This is a genomic window from Halomonas sp. BN3-1 (genome assembly GCF_003056325.1).
In the GTDB taxonomy this organism is placed as follows: domain Bacteria; phylum Pseudomonadota; class Gammaproteobacteria; order Pseudomonadales; family Halomonadaceae; genus Halomonas; species Halomonas litopenaei.
The window spans coordinates 218,018-235,698 of the sequence record NZ_PYVV01000005.1; the positions used below are offsets into that span (position 1 = coordinate 218,018).

Annotated in this window: 16 protein-coding genes; 6 read left to right on the plus strand and 10 right to left on the minus strand. The window is 66.3% G+C overall.

The annotated features are described in order from the left end of the window. The first annotated feature begins 9 nt into the window (after positions 1-9). From C9F12_RS09115 to C9F12_RS09140, 6 genes are all read left to right on the plus strand, one after another. Positions 10-771 (plus strand): sulfite exporter TauE/SafE family protein, encoded by a 762-nt coding sequence (locus C9F12_RS09115; protein WP_108448658.1) that lies wholly within the window; start codon positions 10-12, stop codon positions 769-771. 160 nt (positions 772-931) lie between these two features. Beyond that, entirely contained in the window at positions 932-3,781 is a 2,850-nt protein-coding gene (locus C9F12_RS09120; protein WP_108448659.1) for an HD domain-containing phosphohydrolase, read from the plus strand. Between the two features lie 140 nt (positions 3,782-3,921). Further along, on the plus strand, positions 3,922-6,792 hold the full coding sequence (locus C9F12_RS22920; protein ID WP_108448660.1) for an HD domain-containing phosphohydrolase: 2,871 nt from the start codon (positions 3,922-3,924) through the stop codon (positions 6,790-6,792). A 208-nt stretch (positions 6,793-7,000) separates the two neighbouring features. Then, a complete protein-coding gene (locus tag C9F12_RS09130) occupies positions 7,001-8,533 on the plus strand; it encodes a D-alanyl-D-alanine carboxypeptidase (RefSeq protein ID WP_108448661.1) in 1,533 nt (510 codons plus the stop codon). Between the two features lie 241 nt (positions 8,534-8,774). Further along, positions 8,775-9,650 (plus strand): DMT family transporter, encoded by an 876-nt coding sequence (locus C9F12_RS09135; RefSeq protein ID WP_045993504.1) that lies wholly within the window; start codon positions 8,775-8,777, stop codon positions 9,648-9,650. Between the two features lie 151 nt (positions 9,651-9,801). Beyond that, on the plus strand, positions 9,802-10,365 hold the full coding sequence (locus C9F12_RS09140) for a cytochrome b/b6 domain-containing protein (RefSeq protein WP_108448662.1): 564 nt from the start codon (positions 9,802-9,804) through the stop codon (positions 10,363-10,365). A 46-nt stretch (positions 10,366-10,411) separates the two neighbouring features. Here C9F12_RS09140 and thiE read toward each other — a convergent pair whose 3' ends face one another. The 10 genes from thiE to C9F12_RS09190 form a co-directional block, all read right to left on the minus strand. Continuing rightward, positions 10,412-11,074 carry a thiamine phosphate synthase gene (gene thiE / locus C9F12_RS09145; RefSeq protein ID WP_275886754.1) on the minus strand — a complete coding sequence of 221 codons (663 nt, stop codon included), beginning with the start codon at positions 11,072-11,074 and terminating at the stop codon, positions 10,412-10,414. A gap of 39 nt (positions 11,075-11,113) precedes the next feature. Beyond that, positions 11,114-11,932, minus strand: coding sequence for a hydroxyethylthiazole kinase (gene thiM, locus C9F12_RS09150; RefSeq protein ID WP_345840295.1), 819 nt, complete (start codon positions 11,930-11,932; stop codon positions 11,114-11,116). Positions 11,933-12,079: 147 nt separating this feature from the next. Beyond that, positions 12,080-12,367, minus strand: a complete 288-nt coding sequence (locus tag C9F12_RS09155) for a hypothetical protein (RefSeq protein ID WP_108448664.1) — start codon at positions 12,365-12,367, stop codon at positions 12,080-12,082. 363 nt (positions 12,368-12,730) lie between these two features. Next, positions 12,731-13,066 carry a hypothetical protein gene (locus tag C9F12_RS09160; RefSeq protein WP_108448665.1) on the minus strand — a complete coding sequence of 112 codons (336 nt, stop codon included), beginning with the start codon at positions 13,064-13,066 and terminating at the stop codon, positions 12,731-12,733. Then, positions 13,063-13,851, minus strand: coding sequence for an ABC transporter ATP-binding protein (locus C9F12_RS09165; protein WP_108448666.1), 789 nt, complete (start codon positions 13,849-13,851; stop codon positions 13,063-13,065). Before C9F12_RS09165 ends, C9F12_RS09160 begins: the two co-directional genes overlap by 4 nt. Continuing rightward, positions 13,839-14,600, minus strand: coding sequence for an ABC transporter permease (locus C9F12_RS09170; RefSeq protein ID WP_108448667.1), 762 nt, complete (start codon positions 14,598-14,600; stop codon positions 13,839-13,841). The genes C9F12_RS09165 and C9F12_RS09170 overlap by 13 nt, the downstream gene beginning before the upstream one ends. Beyond that, positions 14,597-15,643 (minus strand): ABC transporter substrate-binding protein, encoded by a 1,047-nt coding sequence (locus C9F12_RS09175; RefSeq protein WP_045993498.1) that lies wholly within the window; start codon positions 15,641-15,643, stop codon positions 14,597-14,599. The genes C9F12_RS09170 and C9F12_RS09175 overlap by 4 nt, the downstream gene beginning before the upstream one ends. Before the next feature lie 247 nt (positions 15,644-15,890). Next, positions 15,891-16,529 (minus strand): peroxiredoxin, encoded by a 639-nt coding sequence (locus C9F12_RS09180; RefSeq protein ID WP_108132145.1) that lies wholly within the window; start codon positions 16,527-16,529, stop codon positions 15,891-15,893. Between the two features lie 91 nt (positions 16,530-16,620). Continuing rightward, entirely contained in the window at positions 16,621-17,067 is a 447-nt protein-coding gene (locus tag C9F12_RS09185) for a C40 family peptidase (protein ID WP_240184218.1), read from the minus strand. A gap of 234 nt (positions 17,068-17,301) precedes the next feature. Continuing rightward, the gene (locus tag C9F12_RS09190) at positions 17,302-17,646 is read right to left on the minus strand and encodes a hypothetical protein (RefSeq protein WP_045993496.1); all 345 of its coding nucleotides are present in this window, start codon (positions 17,644-17,646) and stop codon (positions 17,302-17,304) included. Between the last annotated feature and the right edge of the window lie 35 nt (positions 17,647-17,681).

Here is a 17,681-nt window from a genome sequence, read left to right on the forward strand (position 1 = left end):
TTTGTCGCCATGGAGTGGCTCGCCGCCATCTCGCCGCTGTCCCCCCTCGTCAGTCTCGGCCTGATCCTGCTGTCCGGTGTCACCTCGATGATCAGCGCGTCGCTGGGCGTGGGCGGCGGCACCCTGTTGATCATGACCATGGCCCAAGTGATGCCTGCGGCGGCACTGATCCCGGTGCATGGCATGGTCCAGCTTGGCTCCAATGGCGGACGCCTGGCCATGAGCTGGCGATACGTTCACTGGCCGCTGCTGGCGACCTTTGTCCCCGGAGCCCTGGTCGGCGCCCTGGTGGCCGGCTGGCTGCTGATTCGCCTGCCCAGCGGGGTGCTGGAGCTGTCGATCGCCGCCTTTGTGCTCTATACCCTGTGGGGGCCGGGGCTGCCCAAGCGCGCCCTGGGTCGCCTGGGCACCCTGATCGCCGGCGCCGTCACTACCCTGTTGTCCAGCTTTGTCGGCGCCAGTGGGCCCATGGTGGCGGCCTTCGTCAAGCAGACCGGAAACTCCCGCCAGGGTACGGTGGCCACCTTCGCCGCCTGCATGACCTTCCAGCACCTGACCAAGGCCTTCGTCTTCGGCGTCGCCGGTTTCCTGTTCGCCGACTGGCTGTGGTTGATCCTGCTGATGATCGGCGTCGGGGTGCTGGGCACCTGGCTTGGACTGCGCCTGTTGCATCACGTGTCGGAGCGGCGTTTCGACACCGGATTCCGGGTGGTGTTGACCGCGCTGTCGCTGCGTCTGGTGTGGCTGGGCATGACGCGGCTGCTGACCTGAACGTCTGGGCAGGCACGGCCGCCATGGGCGAGGGTCAAGACGAAAGATGTGGGCGAAGTAGTGCATATGGGGTAGTTGCCCCCCGCTCCAGAGCGGCTGAATTGGCATAGAGTGATAGGTAGTCGTCACTGCTGGTCGACTGCCACCCTCGAGTCCTTCAATGCCTCTATTTGCCCGCCGTGAACTCCCGATCCAATGGCTTATCGCTGCCTCCATCGTCGGCATGACGCTGATGATGGCCGGTCTGCTGCTGTGGCAGTCGTGGGATCAGGCTCGGGACTCGCTGGTCGAGGCGCTGCAGCGATCCAGCCAGCAGCTGTCGGCGACGGTGGAGGTCAAGACCCGCTCGCTGATCGAACCTTCCAGGGCGATGCTCGGTGTGCTGAGCAGAGAAACGAGCATCGAGAACTTCGACAGTGCCCGAAGCGATCATCTACTGCCCATGCTGGCGGCGGTGGTCGACGCCCAGGAGGTGCTGGGAGGCGCCTACATCGGCTCCGACAACGGCGACTTTCTGATGGTTCGCGCCATCGAGCGACTGTCGCCCGGGGCAGTATCCGACTCATTGAATCTGGCCGGTGGCACTTACCTGGCGCTGATCCTGCACGGCGACAGGCGGCAAGGCATGGCTGGCTACTGGCAGGTACTCGACGATGAGGCGAGGGAGCTACGTCGCATCGCCATCGAGAGCCACGGCCTGGACCCGCGCGATCGACCCTGGTTTCGTCAGGCGCTGGACGAGTACGGCCCGCAGCTATCGGCTCCCTATACCTTCTTCACCAACGGTGAGCAGGGCGTCACCCTGTCCCAGCGATCCCGTGACGGACGCGCCGTGCTTGGCATCGACATGACCTCCGCGGATCTCGGCAAGGAAATCCATGCGTTTGCCACCACCCAGGGGTCACTGCTGGCCATCACTACCCCCGAGGGCGATGTGCTCGCCCACAACGCGGACAAGGATGCGGCGCTGTTGCCGGGGACCTCGCTGGAGGATCTGGGCGAGGCGCCGTTGATCGAGCTCAAGGATCAGGGGGTGCTGGCGACGCCGGTCCGCTACTTCTGTGGTGAGCAGTACTGGTGGGGGCTGGCGCTGCCCTTCGACATGCTCGGCAGTCGACTGGCCTGGCTGCTGGTGGCCATGCCGGAGCGGGAGCTGATGGCGAGCCTGCGTGAATCCCTGTGGCACCGTCTGTTGCTGTCGCTGGGGCTGGTGACGCTGATGGTGCCACTCGGCATCCTGCTGGGTCGCCGACTCGGGCGCCCACTGCGCGAACTGGGCGAGCAGGTACGGACCATCTCCGAGTTCGACCTCGATGCCTATCGCGGGGTCGACTCCCGGGTGCGCGAGGTGGCTCACCTGTCCGGTGCGCTGGACACTCTGGTGCATCGCGTCGGCGAGTTTCGGCGCATCAATCGCATGCTGGGACGCGAGCGCCGGCTCGACGTGATGCTCGACGGCATCCTCGATGAGCTGTTGAACGTCACCGGCAGCCACCACGGGGTCATCTATCTGGCCAACGAGGACAGTTCTGGCCGCCTGTCGCCGGTCGCCGAGGCGGGTCAGGGGTGGGGCGATGCCTCCTTGCCGGCGACGCTCGAGGTCGACCAGGACTCGGGCCCTCTGCTGGAGGTGCGGCGAGCGCTGGAGGCGCAAGGGTATCTGGTGCAGTCGCTGCGCGACCGCGCCGGCAAGCGTCTCGGGATACTGCTGCTGGCGCACCGGGACGGTGGTCAGGATGATGACCAGTGGCGCACCTTCGTCGCCGAGGTGTCATCGGTGGCGGCGGTGGCCATCGACATGCGCCGCCTGCTCGAGGGCGAGGCGCGTCTGCTGGACGCCATGATTCAGCTTGTCGCCAGGGCCACCGATGCCAAGTCACCCCACACCGGGGGACACTGTACCCGGGTACCGCAACTGGCGGAGATGCTGATCGACGAAGTGGACCGGGCGCGCCAGGGCCCTTTTGCTGCGGTTCACCTCAGCGAGGAAGAGCGCGCCACCTTCCACCTGGCGGCCTGGCTGCACGACTGCGGCAAGCTGACCACCCCAGACCACATCATGGAGAAGGCCACCAAGCTCGAGACCCGTTACAACCGGATCCACGAGATCCGCACCCGCTTCGAGGTGCTGTGGCGAGACGCCGAACTCGATTACTGGCGCGCCATCGCCCAGGGGGGCGAAGCAACAAAGCTTGACCAGGTACTGCAGCGTCGGCGCCAGGAGCTGCAGGAGGCCTACGCCTGCGTCGCCGAGGCCAACCATGGCCGCGAGGCGATGAGCGAGGCCGACTGCCAGCGCTTGGAGACCATCGGCGAGTGGCGCTGGCTGCGTTACTTCGATGACCGCCTGGGGCTGTCACGGGCCGAACTGGACAACATGGCCGAAGAACCCCGTCGCGCCTTGCCTGCAGAAGAACGTCTGCTTGCCGATCTGCCCCGTCATCGCATTGCCTGGCAGCGTCCCTGTCCCCCGGTGCATCCCGAGGACCCCGACAATCACTGGGGCTTTTCGATGGAGCCGCCGTCCCTGGCGGAGCATCAGGGGGAGCTTTACAACCTGTGCATCGCCCGAGGCACCCTCAACGACGTCGAACGCTTCCGCATGCAGGAGCACGTGATCCAGACCATCATCATGCTCGAGTCTCTGCCCTGGCCCGCTCACCTGAAGCGAGTGCCGGAGATCGCCGGCAATCACCATGAGCGCATGGACGGACAGGGGTATCCGCGGCGGCTGCGACTCGGCGAGGCCAGCCTGGAAGAGCGAATCATGGCGCTGGCGGATGTGTTCGAGGCGCTGACCGCCTCCGATCGTCCCTACAAGAATGGCCTGCCGCTGTCCCGCGCGCTGGAGATCCTGGCCGACATGGTCAAGGACGGCCACCTGGACCCGGCGGTCTTCGAGTTGCTGCTGGATAGCGGCGTGTGGCGGCGCTACGCCGATACCTTTGTGGCCGACCGACAGATCGACCAGGTCGATATCGATGCCATCCGGGCCCGAGCTCGGCGTTGACCTAACGTGGAGCCTGCTGCTGTGTTCGGGATACGCGTCTGCAGATCTGCACATATAGTGGAGAGAGCGCTACCCCTTTCGGCTTAGGGCGTTTCGTCACGCTTGAAAGTCCCGTTTGCCTCGTCACGAGAGGTCCGACCATGTACCGCCATCGTCTCGTCATTCCGGTGCAGTGGCTGATCGGTATCGTTATCGTCGGGGTGATGGTGGTGATGGCGGTGGCGCTGCTGGGGTTCTCCTGGCACCAGTCCCAGCGCACGCTGGGGGCGACCCTGGAAGAGACCTCGGCTCAGCTGGTCGACACCCTGGAGGCGCGCACCCAGGCGCTGGTGAGGCCGGCACGGGTGGCCATCGACATGCTGGCCAACGGGGCCCCGGGCGAGGCCGACGACTGGGACGGCCGGCTGGCAGCGTTGCCGCTGATGAGGGCGGCGCTGGAAGCCCATCGACTGGTCGACGCCGTCTACATCGGCTATGGCAGCGGCGACTTCCTGATGTTTCGCGCGGTGGATCGCATGCTCGAGAGCAAGCGTCCCGACCTGGTCGATAGCGGCGGCCAGGACGCGGCCTACCTGGCGCTGGTGGTGGATGCACGCCCTGGCCAGCCACCGCAGAGTGAATGGCATCTGTTCGATCCATCGCTTGCTCCGCTCGGGCGCGAGCGACTCGACCAGTACTTCTTCGATCCGCGCAGCCGTCCCTGGTTTCAGCAGGCACCCGAGGGTGACGCTCCTTTCCTGACCGCTCCCTATGTGTTTTTCAACACTGGCGAAATCGGCATCAGCATGGCGCGCCGCCGCGGTGACGCCGTGGTCGGCCTGGATGTCGCCTCGCGGGACCTCGGCGTCGGCCTGGATGACCTGCGGTTGACGCCGCAGACACGCATGGCGGTGGTCACCGCCTCCGGCCAGGCGCTGGCGACCACCCTGGACGCCACACTGGATCCTGGGCCCGGCAACGCCCGCCAATTGTCCTCTTTCGAGGATCTGGCCATGCCGGTGCTGGCGCAATTGTTGACCACGAACGTCGACCAGCCACCGCGGCGGTTGTCCCATGACGGTCGCCAGTGGTGGGGGCTGGTGCTGCCCTTTGTCACCCTGGGGGGCGAGGCCACGCGGCTGATTGCAGCCGTCCCGGAAGACGAGCTGACCTCCGATGTGCGCCAGATGATGCTGGAGAGTTCGTTGTTGGCGGGGATCGTGACGCTGGCCTTGTTGCCGCTGGGGGTGCTGCTGGGACGACGACTGGGGCGTCCGCTGCGGGAGTTGTCCGGACAGGTCGAGGCGCTCGGGCGCTACGATTTTTCCGCCTGCGACGGTGTCGGCTCTCGGGTGACCGAGGTGCGCGGGCTCAGCGTGGCACTGCGCCGGCTGGCGCGTGGTATCGAGGGCTTTGGACGCATCACCCGGGTGCTCAACAGCGAGCCACGCCTGGATCGCATGCTGACCAGCATCCTCGAGGATCTGCTGCGCGGCACCGGCAGTCGCGCCGGCGCCATCTATCTGGCCGATGAACAGGACGAGGGACGCTTCGCTCGGATCGCCAGGGAGGGGGAGGCGAGGGATCCCGATGCGGACCCCCGGAGTCGGGAGCTGCGACTGCAGGAAGGCTCCGAGGCCGAGCTCGAAGCGCTGATCGAGCGCTTTGAGGCGGCCGGCTATCTGTTGCAGCCGCTGCGTAACCGGGAGGGAGCGACGCTGGGTCTACTGGCGTTGGCGCGGCGCTCGCTGGACGATGATGACGCTCACTGGCGTGCCTTCGTCGCCGAAGTGTCGGCGGCGGCTGCGGTGGCCATCGACCTGAGGCGACTGCTGCGTGGTGAGGCGCGTCTACTGGAGGGCATCGTCCAGCTGGTGGCCCATGCCATCGACGCCAAGTCGCCGCATACCGGAAGCCACTGCTCACGAGTGCCGGTACTGGCGGAGATGATCGTCGAGGGCATCGATCGCAGCGAGCACGGGGTATACGCCGAGACTCACTTCGACGCGACCCGCCGCAGCGCCTTCCATCTGGCGGCCTGGCTGCATGACTGCGGCAAGCTGGCGATCCCCGACGAGGTAATGGAAAAGGCCACCAAGCTCGAGGCCCGCTACGACCGTATCCATGAGATTCGCACCCGCTTCGAGGTGCTGTGGCGCGATGCCGACGTGGCCTACTGGCAGGGGCGCGCCCACGGTGGCGATCCGGTGACGCTGGAGCGACGGCGCCATGCGCGACAGCAGGAGCTGATCGCAGCCTTTGAATGCGTGGCCGAGGCCAATCGGGGGGGCGAGGCCATCAGCGATGAGCTGCTGGAGCGCCTGACCGTCATCGCCGAGTGGCGCTGGTGGCGGCACTTCGATGATCGGCTCGGGGTATCGCGAGATGAGCTCAAGCGCATGTCCCGCGAACCTCTGCGCAGGCTGCCCGCGGAGGAGCGTCTGCTGGCCGACCTGCCACGTCACGAGATTCCCTGGCACCGCTCTCGCCCGGCGGTGGCGCCGGACGACCCCGACAATGTCTGGCGTTTCGACATGCGGCCCAGTGAATTGGCCGGCCATCAGGGCGAGCTTTTCAATCTCAGGGTGTCCCGCGGCACCCTCAACGAGGTCGAGCGATTCCGCATCCAGGAGCACGTGGTCCAGACCATCATGATGCTCGAGGCGCTGCCCTGGCCCGCGCACCTGCGTCGGGTCCCGGCCATCGCCGGCAATCATCACGAGCGCATGGACGGTACCGGTTATCCACGCCGACTGGCGATGAAGGACGCCAGCCTCGAGGAGCGGGTCATGGTGATGGCGGACGTGTTCGAGGCCTTGACCGCCGCGGACCGCCCCTACAAGTCGGCCATGACCCTTTCCCGGGCACTGGCGACGCTGGCCGACATGGTGCGGGAGGGCCATCTGGACCCCGAGATCTTCCGGCTGATGCTGGAGCAGCGGATCTACAGCGACTACGCCGAACGCTTCTTGACGCCGGCCCAGCGTGATAGCGTTGATACCGAGGCGCTGCTGGCCCGTGCGGGAGTTTGACCTGACGCAAGCGCGCAGGAGTAGGCCCGCCCCGGCTTTTGCCCAAGTGGACGACGACAAAGGCGCCTGCATGAACGGCTAGTTCGCCCGAAATGGTCTATATAATGCCGAGAATGATGGTGAACGCTCGCCAATTTGGCCTGTACAGGCCGGTCAAGTGGGTCATAATGCCGTCAGTGCAGTCTGGAAATCGCAGGGGTTTGGATAAATGGTGACCACAAGGAATTCCGGGTGGCGTTCGCTGACGATGCTGGTCGCGCTGGTGGTGACCTGTCTGATGGTGGTGCAGTCCGCCCAGGCAGGCAATCCGCGCTACGCAGGCATCGTGGTGGATGCCGAGAGTCATGAGATCCTGTACGCGGAAAACGCCGATGAGCGCCGCTATCCGGCCTCACTGACCAAGATGATGACCCTTTATATGCTGTTCGAGGCTCTGGACGGTCGTACCATGAGTCTGGGCCAGCCGCTGCCGGTCTCTTCCCATGCGGCCTCGATGCCGGCGACCAAGCTGTGGCTCAAGCCCGGTGACAGCATCCCGGTGGAGAAGGCCATCCAGGCGTTGGTCGTGCGCTCCGCCAATGACGTGGCGGTGGTGGTGGCCGAGTCCCTGGGCGGTTCCGAGTCGCACTTCGCCGATATGATGACCCGCAAGGCGCGCAGCCTGGGCATGAACAACACCACCTTCCGCAACGCCTCTGGCCTGCCCAACTCCGGCCAGGTCACCACGGCGCGGGACATGGTCATCCTGGCGCGTCGTCTGATGCTGGACTTCCCCCAGTATTACCCCTACTTCTCTCTTACCGAGTTCACCTGGCGTGGCACTCGTCACACCGGTCACAACCGTCTGCTGACCAAGTACCCGGGTACCGATGGTCTCAAGACCGGCTTCATTCGTGCCTCCGGCTTCAATGTGGCGACCTCGGCCACGCGCAATGGACGGCGCATGGTGGCGGTGGTCATGGGCGGCTACACCGCCGCTTCCCGTGATGAGCAGATGATGAGCCTGCTCGACCGTGGCTTCCTGCGGGCTTCGCTGGTCGACGGTCGTGGTTTCCTTGCCAATACCGACGTCTCCGGTGGCGAACTGATGGCGCCTCGCCAGCGTGGGTTGATCTCTGCGCCGACGCCGAGCCGTGTCGCTCAGGTGCCATCGACCGCGGTGCGGCCGTCACGGGTCGAGACCGTGGTTCGTCCGGCCACGCCGACGCTGGCCAGCCGCCAGTCGGCGACAGCGCCGGTGCGCTTCGAGTCCGCCGCCCCGATCATTTCTGATTCGCGTCGTTCTTCGTCCGGTCCCGACCCGCTGCGCAACCTGATCGACCAGCCGAGTGCCTCGGCACCCGCATTGGCATCGATTCCGGTGGCGGCCTCGGTGCCCGACGCGGCAGCGGCGAGGCCTGAGCCCAGCCCTGTGTCGAGTGCCGTGTCGAGCGCGCCGTCCAGCGCGGCGAGCACGAACACCACCAGCGCGAATGCGAACAGCACCATCGCGCAGACCGGCGACTGGGGGGTCCAGGTGGGGGCGTTCAGCGACATGGACAGCGCGCGCAGCCAGGCCAGCCAGGCGGCCGATCGTCTGGCGGGCGAGATGGCCCACGCCCGGGTAGCGGTGGCGCGAGCCGACAATGCCAACATCTACCGTGCCCGCGTGGTGGACCTGCAGGAAGGCCAGGCCCGTTCGGCCTGTCGGCGACTGCTGCAGCAGGGCATGGACTGCATGGTCGTTCAGGCCAGCCTCTAAGCGTCACGTTCGCGCCGCCTTCACGTCGTTCTCCGACAAGGCCCGCCTCCGGCGGGCCTTTTGCTGCATGGCATAGACCAGTGCACAGTTCTGGTGCGTCTGTTCTTGCCAGCGAAGCGTTCGCCCCCTAACGTTGTGTCTGTTACCCCCGTCGGCCCCGTGCCGGCGGGGTTCGTTTTTGGGTCAGGTAGATGGTGGTCGTGAGCCACTTGCCATCAGCGCTGCGGACAGGGAGGAGAGCATGGGGTCATCGTTCAAGGGTATCGGGTTCATGTGTCTTGGCGTGCTGTGCCTGGCGCTCGGTGACGCCATTTCCAAGTGGCTCGGCGAGGTGCATTCGCCGTTGCAGATCATCTTCTTTCGCACCCTGGTGTCGTTGCCGTTGATCATGCTGCTGGCGCACCAGGGGGGCGGCCTGCGCACCCTGTCGACCCGACGTCCTGGGGTGCATCTGATCCGTGGTCTGATCTATACCGGCACCATGGGTTGCTTCGTGCTGGGGTTGACGATGATGCCGCTGGCCGAGGGCACCGCCATCGCCTTTGCCGCGCCGCTGTTTGTCAGCCTGCTGTCGGTCCCGCTGCTGGGCGAGCGGGTGAGCGTGCCGGTGGTGCTGGCGTCGCTGGTGGGCTTTGCCGGTGTATTGGTGATCGTGCGTCCAGGCAGTGAAGGCATCTCGCTGGGTGCCCTGTCGATGCTCGGGGCGGCGGTGTTCTATGCCTTGATGATGATCACCGCTCGGCGCTACGGCGCCCGCGAGCACCTGTGGGCGATGGTGTTCTACATGACTCTGGTGCCCTTTGTAGTGACCGGCGTCGCTCTGCCGCTGGTATGGCAGGCGCCGGCGCTGGAGCATTGGCCGGCCTTTCTCATGTCCGGGGTGCTCGGGGTCGGCGCCACCGCCTTTATTACCCTGGCCTTTCGTCACGCGCCGGCCGCTATCGCCGCCCCCTTCGACTATACCGCCATGCTGTGGGCGGTCCTGCTCGGCTGGATGATCTGGGACGAGGTGCCGGATCTCGGGGTGCTGATCGGCGGCACCCTGATCATCGCCAGCGGCCTGGCGATCGCCTACCAGGAGGGGCGCACCAGCCTCAAGCGGCGCCCTTCGGCCTGAGCTGGGCGCTTGATCGGATGGAAGGACCAGGAGGTTGACCGACATCACGTCGCCTTGGGGGGAGGCGCTTGCCGTCCTAAGCTTGCCTTAAGTTGCTGCCGTCAGGCTGCCTGTTACGCGACAAGGCGTATCACCTTCAGGGAGCAGGACGATGGCATCGATTCCGTCACATTCAAAAAGCCGGCAGATCAAGGTGTGGGACCCGTTGGTCCGCGTCTTTCACTGGGCGCTGGTGCTGGGGTTTGCCCTCAATTACGCCGAAATTGGCCCTCATCGTTATATCGGCTACACCCTGATGGGGCTGATAGGGCTGCGTGTCGTCTGGGGGCTGGTGGGGCCCTGGTCGGTGCGCTGGTCGAGCTTCTGGCCGACACCCTCGCGCCTTGGAGCGGCGCTCAAGAGACAGGCCGCAGCACAGGAAGCAAAGGAAAACAGTTCCCCTCAGCGCATCACCCATACCCCGCTGGGGGCGGTGATGATGTTGCTGATGCTGGCCTTGCTGGTGGGGCTCGGTACCACCGGCATCTTGATGGTGCACACCGAGCGTTTCCACGATGTGCACTGGATGGAGGAGCTGCACGAGGGCCTCGCCACGGCGGTACTGTGTCTGGTGCCGTTGCACGTGGGCGGCGCCATCCTGGAGGGGCGACGACTGGGCGACAACCTGATCGCCGCAATGGTCCATGGGCGTCGAAGGGTCAGGCCTCGCGTCTAAGGGTCGCGTTCGGCGGTGGGCTGCCTGGCCGGGCTCCCAGGCCGGTTCAGCCTTCCCAGGCCGTCAGCAGGTCCCTCGCGGCGCACGCCGGGTCCTCCTGGCCGCAGATGGCGGAGACCACGGCCATGCCGTCGGCGCCGCTTTGACGCACCGCCGAGGCGTGCTCGCGCTTGAGCCCGCCAATGGCCACGCTGGGCAGCGGGCTCGCCGCCGCCAGCGAAGCAAGACCATCGAAGCCCAGCGGCGTGGCGTGGTCGCTCTTGGTCGGCGTGGCGAATACCGGCCCGAGTCCGAGATAATCCAGTGCCTGGACATCCAGGCGCGACAGCTGGTCGGGGTGCTGCACCGACAGGCCGATGATCGCTGTCTCGCCCAGCAGGCGGCGGGCTTCGCCCACATCGCCGTCGTCCTGCCCCAGATGCACGCCGTCGACCTGTGCCTTTAGCGCGACCTGGACGCGGTCATTGATGACCAGCGGGACGCCGTGTTCGGCCAGCGCCGGTTTCAGACGGCGCGCCAGTTGCACCAGTTCGTCATCGCTGGCGGTCTTGTCACGTAGCTGCACCAGGCTGACTCCGCCGCGTACCGCCGCCTCCACCGTCGCTTCAATCCCCATGGATGCGCACAGCCCGGGGTCGGTGACCAGATAGAGGCGAAGGCTGCGGGGGTCGAACAGGCGCGCATCAAGGCGTCGAGGAGAGTGGGTCACGAGGGGCTCCTGGTACATGAATCGGGTAGGGCGGTCGGGTCAGTCGAGAGACTCGATGGCGAGAGGTTCCCGCCGTAACAGCGTCTCGGGATTGAGCTGATGCAAGGCGTCGATAAAGGCGACGGCGAAGCTGCCAGGACCCTGGGCGGTGCGGCCGGCGCGACTGCCGGCTTCGCCATAGCAGGCCAGGGCCGCGCAGGTGGCGACCAGCGGATCCTGATCGGCGGCGAGAAAGGCCGCGACCACACCGGACAGTGCGCAGCCCAGCGCCGTCACGCGGGGCATCAGCGGGTGTCCACCGGGCACGCGCACCAGCCGCCGGCCGTCGGTGACCAGATCGACCTCACCGGTTACCGCTACCACCCCCTCCTGGCGCCGGGCCAAGGCGACGGCCGCCTGCACGGCGTCGTCGCTGGCGGCAGTGGAGTCGACGCCACGCCCGCCAAGACCGTCCTCGGCCAGGGCGATGATCTCCGAGGCGTTGCCGCGAATGACGCTGGGCCTCAAGTCCAGCAGCCTGGCGGCAGACTCTCGCCGATAGGCGGTGGCGCCAACGGCGACGGGGTCGAGCACCCAGGGGGTCTGGTGCTCGCCGGCACTGGTGGCAGCCTCGACCATGGCCTCGACCCAGTGAGGCGAGAGCGTACCGATATTGATCAGCACAGCGTCGGCCAATGCCGCGAACTCGGCCGCTTCCTCACGCGCATGGACCATGGCCGGTGAAGCGCCCACGGCAAGCAGCACATTGGCGGCGCTGTTCATGGCCACGTAGTTGGTCAGGCTATGGACCAGCGGCGCCGCCTGGCGCAGCCGGGTCAGCCGTGCGCCGATGTCGGCGCCGGTGAGTGTCGTCATCATGACAGGCCTCCCTGGCGTTGGACGAAGGCGGCGAGGGTCGCCTTGCAGGGAGTCATGATCCGGCCACTGCGCGCCGCTGTAAAGCGGCGATGGCCTGAGATATCCCCCTGAGCCGGGAGACGGTGAGCCGCGACAGCTCGCCGGGCGTCAGCCCAGCAGTTGCAGCGCGATCAATACCCCCAGGGCGGCGAGGGCGAGCTCGCGAACCGGTACGCCGTTGCCGCTGTCTGTGGCGTCGTCTCGACGCTCCGAGCTTGCGGTTCGGGGCCACAGGGCGAGGCCACCGAGAATCAGGCTGAGGCTGCCGAGGGGCAGGCTGATGGACGACCAGAAGGCCATCAGGGAGAGGCCGCCGACCAGGGCCAGAGAGATACGAAGAAGCCCCTTGGTGGCGAAGCGGGGGCGAGTACGGGAGACCTGCTGTAGGAAGGGCATGTTCGGAATTCCTTGTCGGTGCAGGGGGCGGGCCAGAAGACATCTACTGACACCATCGCTAGGGCTGCAGCGTAACGGCTTTGCCTTAACGCGCGCTTAAGCTTTATTGAAAGATTTGTGACAAGGTCTGATGCGCGAATCTGCAAAATGTTCAGTCGGCGAACTGCGACATTGGTCGAACGCCATTGGCAGAGCATGGGTATCGTGGGGGGCAGAGGGCGCGTCGCGCCTGGCTCCGTCCTCGCCTTCAAGGGCGACCTGCAAGGGTGATCTGCAAGGGTGACCTGCAAGGGTGATCTGCAAGGGCGACCGCAATGGCCTCCTGCCAAGGCGGTCTGTCCGGACGTGGATCAAACGCGTGCGTCAGGCGCGGATATAGGCCCAGCCCTTGCGCTGGCCCTCGGCCAGGGTGAGTACCGCTGCCTCGACGATGGCCAGTCCCCGGGTGTCGACGATGCCCTGGGCGTCGAGACTGTTGCGACACAGTCTTAACCACACGTCGGTGTCGTCCGGGGTGGCGACGGCGGCGGCCACACCGCCGGCGTTGGTGATGATCAGCACCTCGGCGTCGGGGCTGGCGGCCTTGAGGTTGCGGGCATTGCGCCTGGCGCGGGCAAGGCTCTCGGCGCAGGGAGCGTGAAGCATCACCTTCAAGCGTGAATCACCCGCTTCGCGGGGGGGCAGGTCGGTATCGCTCATGACGCCTCCGGGGCGGCGCCGATCAATGTTTCCAGATGATGGACCTGGGCGCCGAAGTCGGCATGCTCACGGCGATTGTCGGCGGGCAGCGTGATCTCGAGGGTATCGATGACCCGCGCCGGGGCCCCGCCCTGATGTCCACCGAGCACCATCACCCGGTCGGCCAGCAGTACAGCCTCTTCGATGTCGTGGGTAACGAAGACGATGGCGGCCTCGGTGCGCTGGCGCAGGTCGATCAACTCGTTCTGCAGGCGACGGCGAGTGATCGCATCCAGCGCCGAGAAGGGCTCGTCCATGAACAGCACCCGGGGCTTTACCGCCAGCGCCCGGGCAATGCCGACACGCTGTTGCTGGCCGCCGGACAGGGTGGAAGGAAAGCGCTCGGCCATGTCGCCCAGGCCGACCAGCTCCAGCGGCGCAAGGGCGCGGCGCTGGCGCTCCTCCCGGGACAACCCCAGTCCCTCGAGCCCGAGCGCCACATTGGCGCGGATGCGTCGCCAGGGAAACAGCCGTGGCGCCTGGAAGACCATCGACCAGGGCCGCGCTCCATCACGTGGGCTCTCGTCCAGCCAGCGCTCGCCTGCCACCGCCGGCAGCAGGCCGCAGAGTGCCCGCAGCAGTGTCGACTTGCCGACCCCGGAGGCACCGACGATGGCGATGAACTCCCGTGGAGCCAGGCTCAGGTCGACATGTTCGAGCACACGCTGGCCGCCGAAGCCCAGGGCCAGGTCATGGGCCTTGAGCACGCAGGCGTCGGCGTTGCGTTCGGCTGTCAGGGTGTCCATATCAGCAGCCTTTTTTGCAGATGCAGGAAGCCCAGGTCGAACAGGGCGTAGAGCGCCGCAATGGTCAGCATGTAGACCACCACGATATCGGTGGCCAGCAGGCCCGAGGCCTCCATCATGCGCTGGCCGATGCCGGGAATGCCGAACAGTTCGGCCGCGACCACGGTCATCCAGCCCTGGCCGAGGCCGGCGCGCAGGCCACCGAGGATGCCGGGGGCCGCCGCTGGCAGGCTGACCTTGGTCAGGCGGGCCAGCAGCGAACCCTGGCCGAAGGCCCTGGCTACCTCGTCATAGCCGGGGTCCACCGCACGCACCGAGCTGTAGCTGGCGAAGTAGTTGATCCAGAACACCCCGATACTGATGATGAAGGCCGCCGCCGATGGCGTGATCCCGAACCAGATGATGGCGAAAGGGATCCAGGCCAGTGGCGGGATCGGGCGCAGCAGGCGCGCCAGCCAGGCGTGCAGGGCGTCGAACACCGGCAGCAGGGCCGCCGCTACGCCCATGGCGATGCCTGCCAGCGAGCCGATAGCCACCCCTACGCTGTAGTGAGACAGGCTCGAGCTGACGACTTCCCACCAGATGCCGTCGACCACCTCGCCCCAGAAGACCGTCGGGATCGCAGAGGGCAGCGGAACCAGATTGCCGGGCAGCAGCCCCAGGCGCAGTGAGATCTCCCAGAGTGCCACAAAGGCGACGAGCCCCAGCGCACCGAGGCCGGTGCGCCGGCTACGAGATACCGACTTCATGGGCTCGTGTCGCCTTCTTCGGCGTCTGCGTCAGCGCTTGCGGTCAGGTCGTCGTACCAGCGGGTGTCGAACAGAGTGTCGATGTCGAGGCCCTGCTTGAGGGTGCCGTTGGCCAGCTGGAAGTCATGCATGGTGCGGGTGCCCTCGACGATCGCGTGGGGATCGGCGCCGTAGTTGGCGAAGGGCGAGGACAGTGCAGCCTCTACGGTTTCCAGCGGCACCAGACGCTTGCCGACGAACTCGCGCACCGAGGGGGCGACCTGCTGTGGCGTATCGACCAGGGCGTGGGTCGCTCGCAGGTGAAGTTCGAGCAAGGTGCTGACGGCATCGGGGCGCTGTTCGAGCAGGCTTTCGCGTGCTGCCAGCACCGCGCCGGGTTGACCCGGCAACATGTCCGAGGCGTGGGCCACGATCTGGGCGTCGTCGAGGCGTTCGGTCACGGTGGAGAGTATCGGCTCCAGGGTCGAGGCGGCGTCCACTGCACCGGCCAGCAGCGCCTGCTGGACACGATCGGCGCCCATGGCGACGATCTCGACGGCGTCACTGCCGATGCCCAGGCGTTCGTCCAGCCAGTAGCGCAATACCGTGTCGGGTACCGAGCCCTTGGGGAAGGTGGCGATCTTGGGCCGACGGCCTTCGCGCTCGGTAAAGTCGGCGATGGCCTGGGCCGGGTCGGCGTCGGCCATCAGGCTGGCCAGTTCGCCGCGGGCGACCAGGCCGATCTGCTCCTGGATGGCGGCCGCCAGTACCTTGATCGGTACCCCGTTGGCGCGAGCCACCATGGCCGGGCCGATACCGAAGTACATGACGTCGAGATCACCCGAGGCCAGCGCCTGGACCATCGCCGGCCCGCTGGAAAAGCGTGTCAGCTCAAGTTCCAGGCCGGCCTCTTCGGTCCAGCCTTCGCCCTCCATCACGAATAGCTGAGCCACCGGCAGGATCGGCATATAACCAACCTCCAGCGGACCTTCGTCGGCGGCGATGGCGGTACCAGGCAGAAGCAGGGCGGCGGCGGTCAGCCAGCGGTAAAGGAGCTGGGGCATGGAGCCCTCCCGGAGCAATGAAGTTAATGATCAGCATGATAACGATCGGGGGACGAGGGCGACACGCAGGCGTGCGATCAATCCGTTATATGCTTATTAGGCGCAGGAAGACGCCGACACGACGATGGCCGCCCGGGGGCGGCCATCGCTGAGGGGACAGGCTGTCTGACGTAGCGGTAGATAGAGAGGGGGCGCTGCTCGTCCCTCCCTCGGACACTTCTGTCCTTACGTCTTGCCTGCTCCGTCCTTACTTCTTGCCGGGCTGTTTGACAAAACGCAGGTACGGACGCTGTTCGTCCCAGCCCTCAGGGAACAGGGTCTTGGCCTCGTCGTTGGAGACGGCGGGCACGATGATGCAACGGTCGCCATGGTTCCAGTTCACCGGGGTCGCCACCTTGTAGCCGTCGGTCAGCTGCAGGCTGTCCAGCACCCTCAGGATCTCGTCGAAGTTGCGTCCGGTGCTGGCCGGGTAGGTCAGCGTCAGGCGCACCTTCTTGGCCGGATCGATGATGAATACGCTTCGCACCGTCAGGGTGTCGTTGGCGTTGGGGTGGATCATGTCGTAGAGGTCACTGACCTTGCGATCGGCGTCGGCGAGCAGCGGGAAGTTGAGCCCGTGGCCCTGGGTGTCCTCGATATCGCCGGCCCAGGCGTGGTGATCCTCGATGGGATCCACCGACAGGCCGATGGCCTTGGCGTTGCGTTTGTCGAACTCACCCTTGAGGCGCGACACTTCCCCGAGTTCGGTGGTGCACACCGGGGTGAAGTCCTTGGGGTGAGAGAACAGGATGACCCAGCTGTCACCGGCCCACTCATGAAAGTGAATGGTGCCGGCGGTGCTTTCCTGTGTGAAGTCCGGTGCGGTATCACCCAGTCGTAGCGTCATGGTCGTCTCCTTGGCGGTTGATGGCGACGGGCCCAGGCGGACCCGTCGGGTCGATCGGTGAGACCGGGGCGCGGCCTCGTGACAGCGAGCGTCAGGGCGCTGGCGCGGCCGCCCCGACGAAGCGATCCTGCCAATAGTCTATGGACAGCGAGGTGGTGGTGACCGTTCGCCCGCGTCCGGGCGCGTGGATCATCACATCGTCGCCGGCGTAGATGCCGACATGGCTGACCCCGGGACCCTTGCCGGTAGCGAAGAACAGAAGATCACCCGGCCGTGCCTCGTCGATGGGCGGCAGGCGCCGGTATTGCTCCCGGGATGAGCGCGGCAAGGGGATACCCGCCCGGGAATACGTCATCTGGGCCAGGCCGGAACAGTCCAGCCCGCGCGGATCGTTGCCGCCGAACCGGTAGGGGGTGCCGACGGCGCTGCGCGCCTCGGACAGGATCAGGGCACGTTCCATGGACAGTCCCTGGCCGCCGTCATCGGTGCTCAGCGGGGCCGAGGCACAGCCCCCCAGAAGTACCAGCAGCAGTGCCATCAGGGCTGTCCAAGAGGACCTGGTGTACCACGGCATCGAAGTGGTCATTGCGGCTTTCCCTGCACAGACGAGGCGCCCTCTACGGTACTCTGCCCTACCAGGCAGGCCAAGGGGGCCGAGGCGTAATGTGTCGCTGGCGCCGCAGGCGTAGCGACAACGACAAGGCGACCAGGCGACCAGGCGCGGACGCGACCGACAGGCCGATGCCCCCTGACGACAGGAGATACGTGCCCCCTAACGAAAGGAGATGCGTGTGCCGTTGGCCAGCATCTCGTCGGGGGTCATGGCCTTGCCCTCCACGCCGATCATCTCGTCACCGCACTGGTCGGTCCAGGTCAGGACGCCATGGGTCAGGCCGACGCCGCCGAGTAACTCGCGGATCTCGCCGGTGCCGAGAAAGGTGCGGGTTCGCCCCTTGTCGTCGGCAAGCTCCGTGGTGCCGTTGGCGTGATGAAAGCGCACCGTGTAGATGCCATCCATCGACTCCACCTCGACGATGGGCGAAAACCCGCGGGACAAGGCCTTGGCGAGTGCCTTGAGGGTAATCTGGCGCTCCAGGGTGTAGTCGATGTCAGCCATCTTGGTGTTTCCTCCGGCGAAACGGGCCTCTTAAG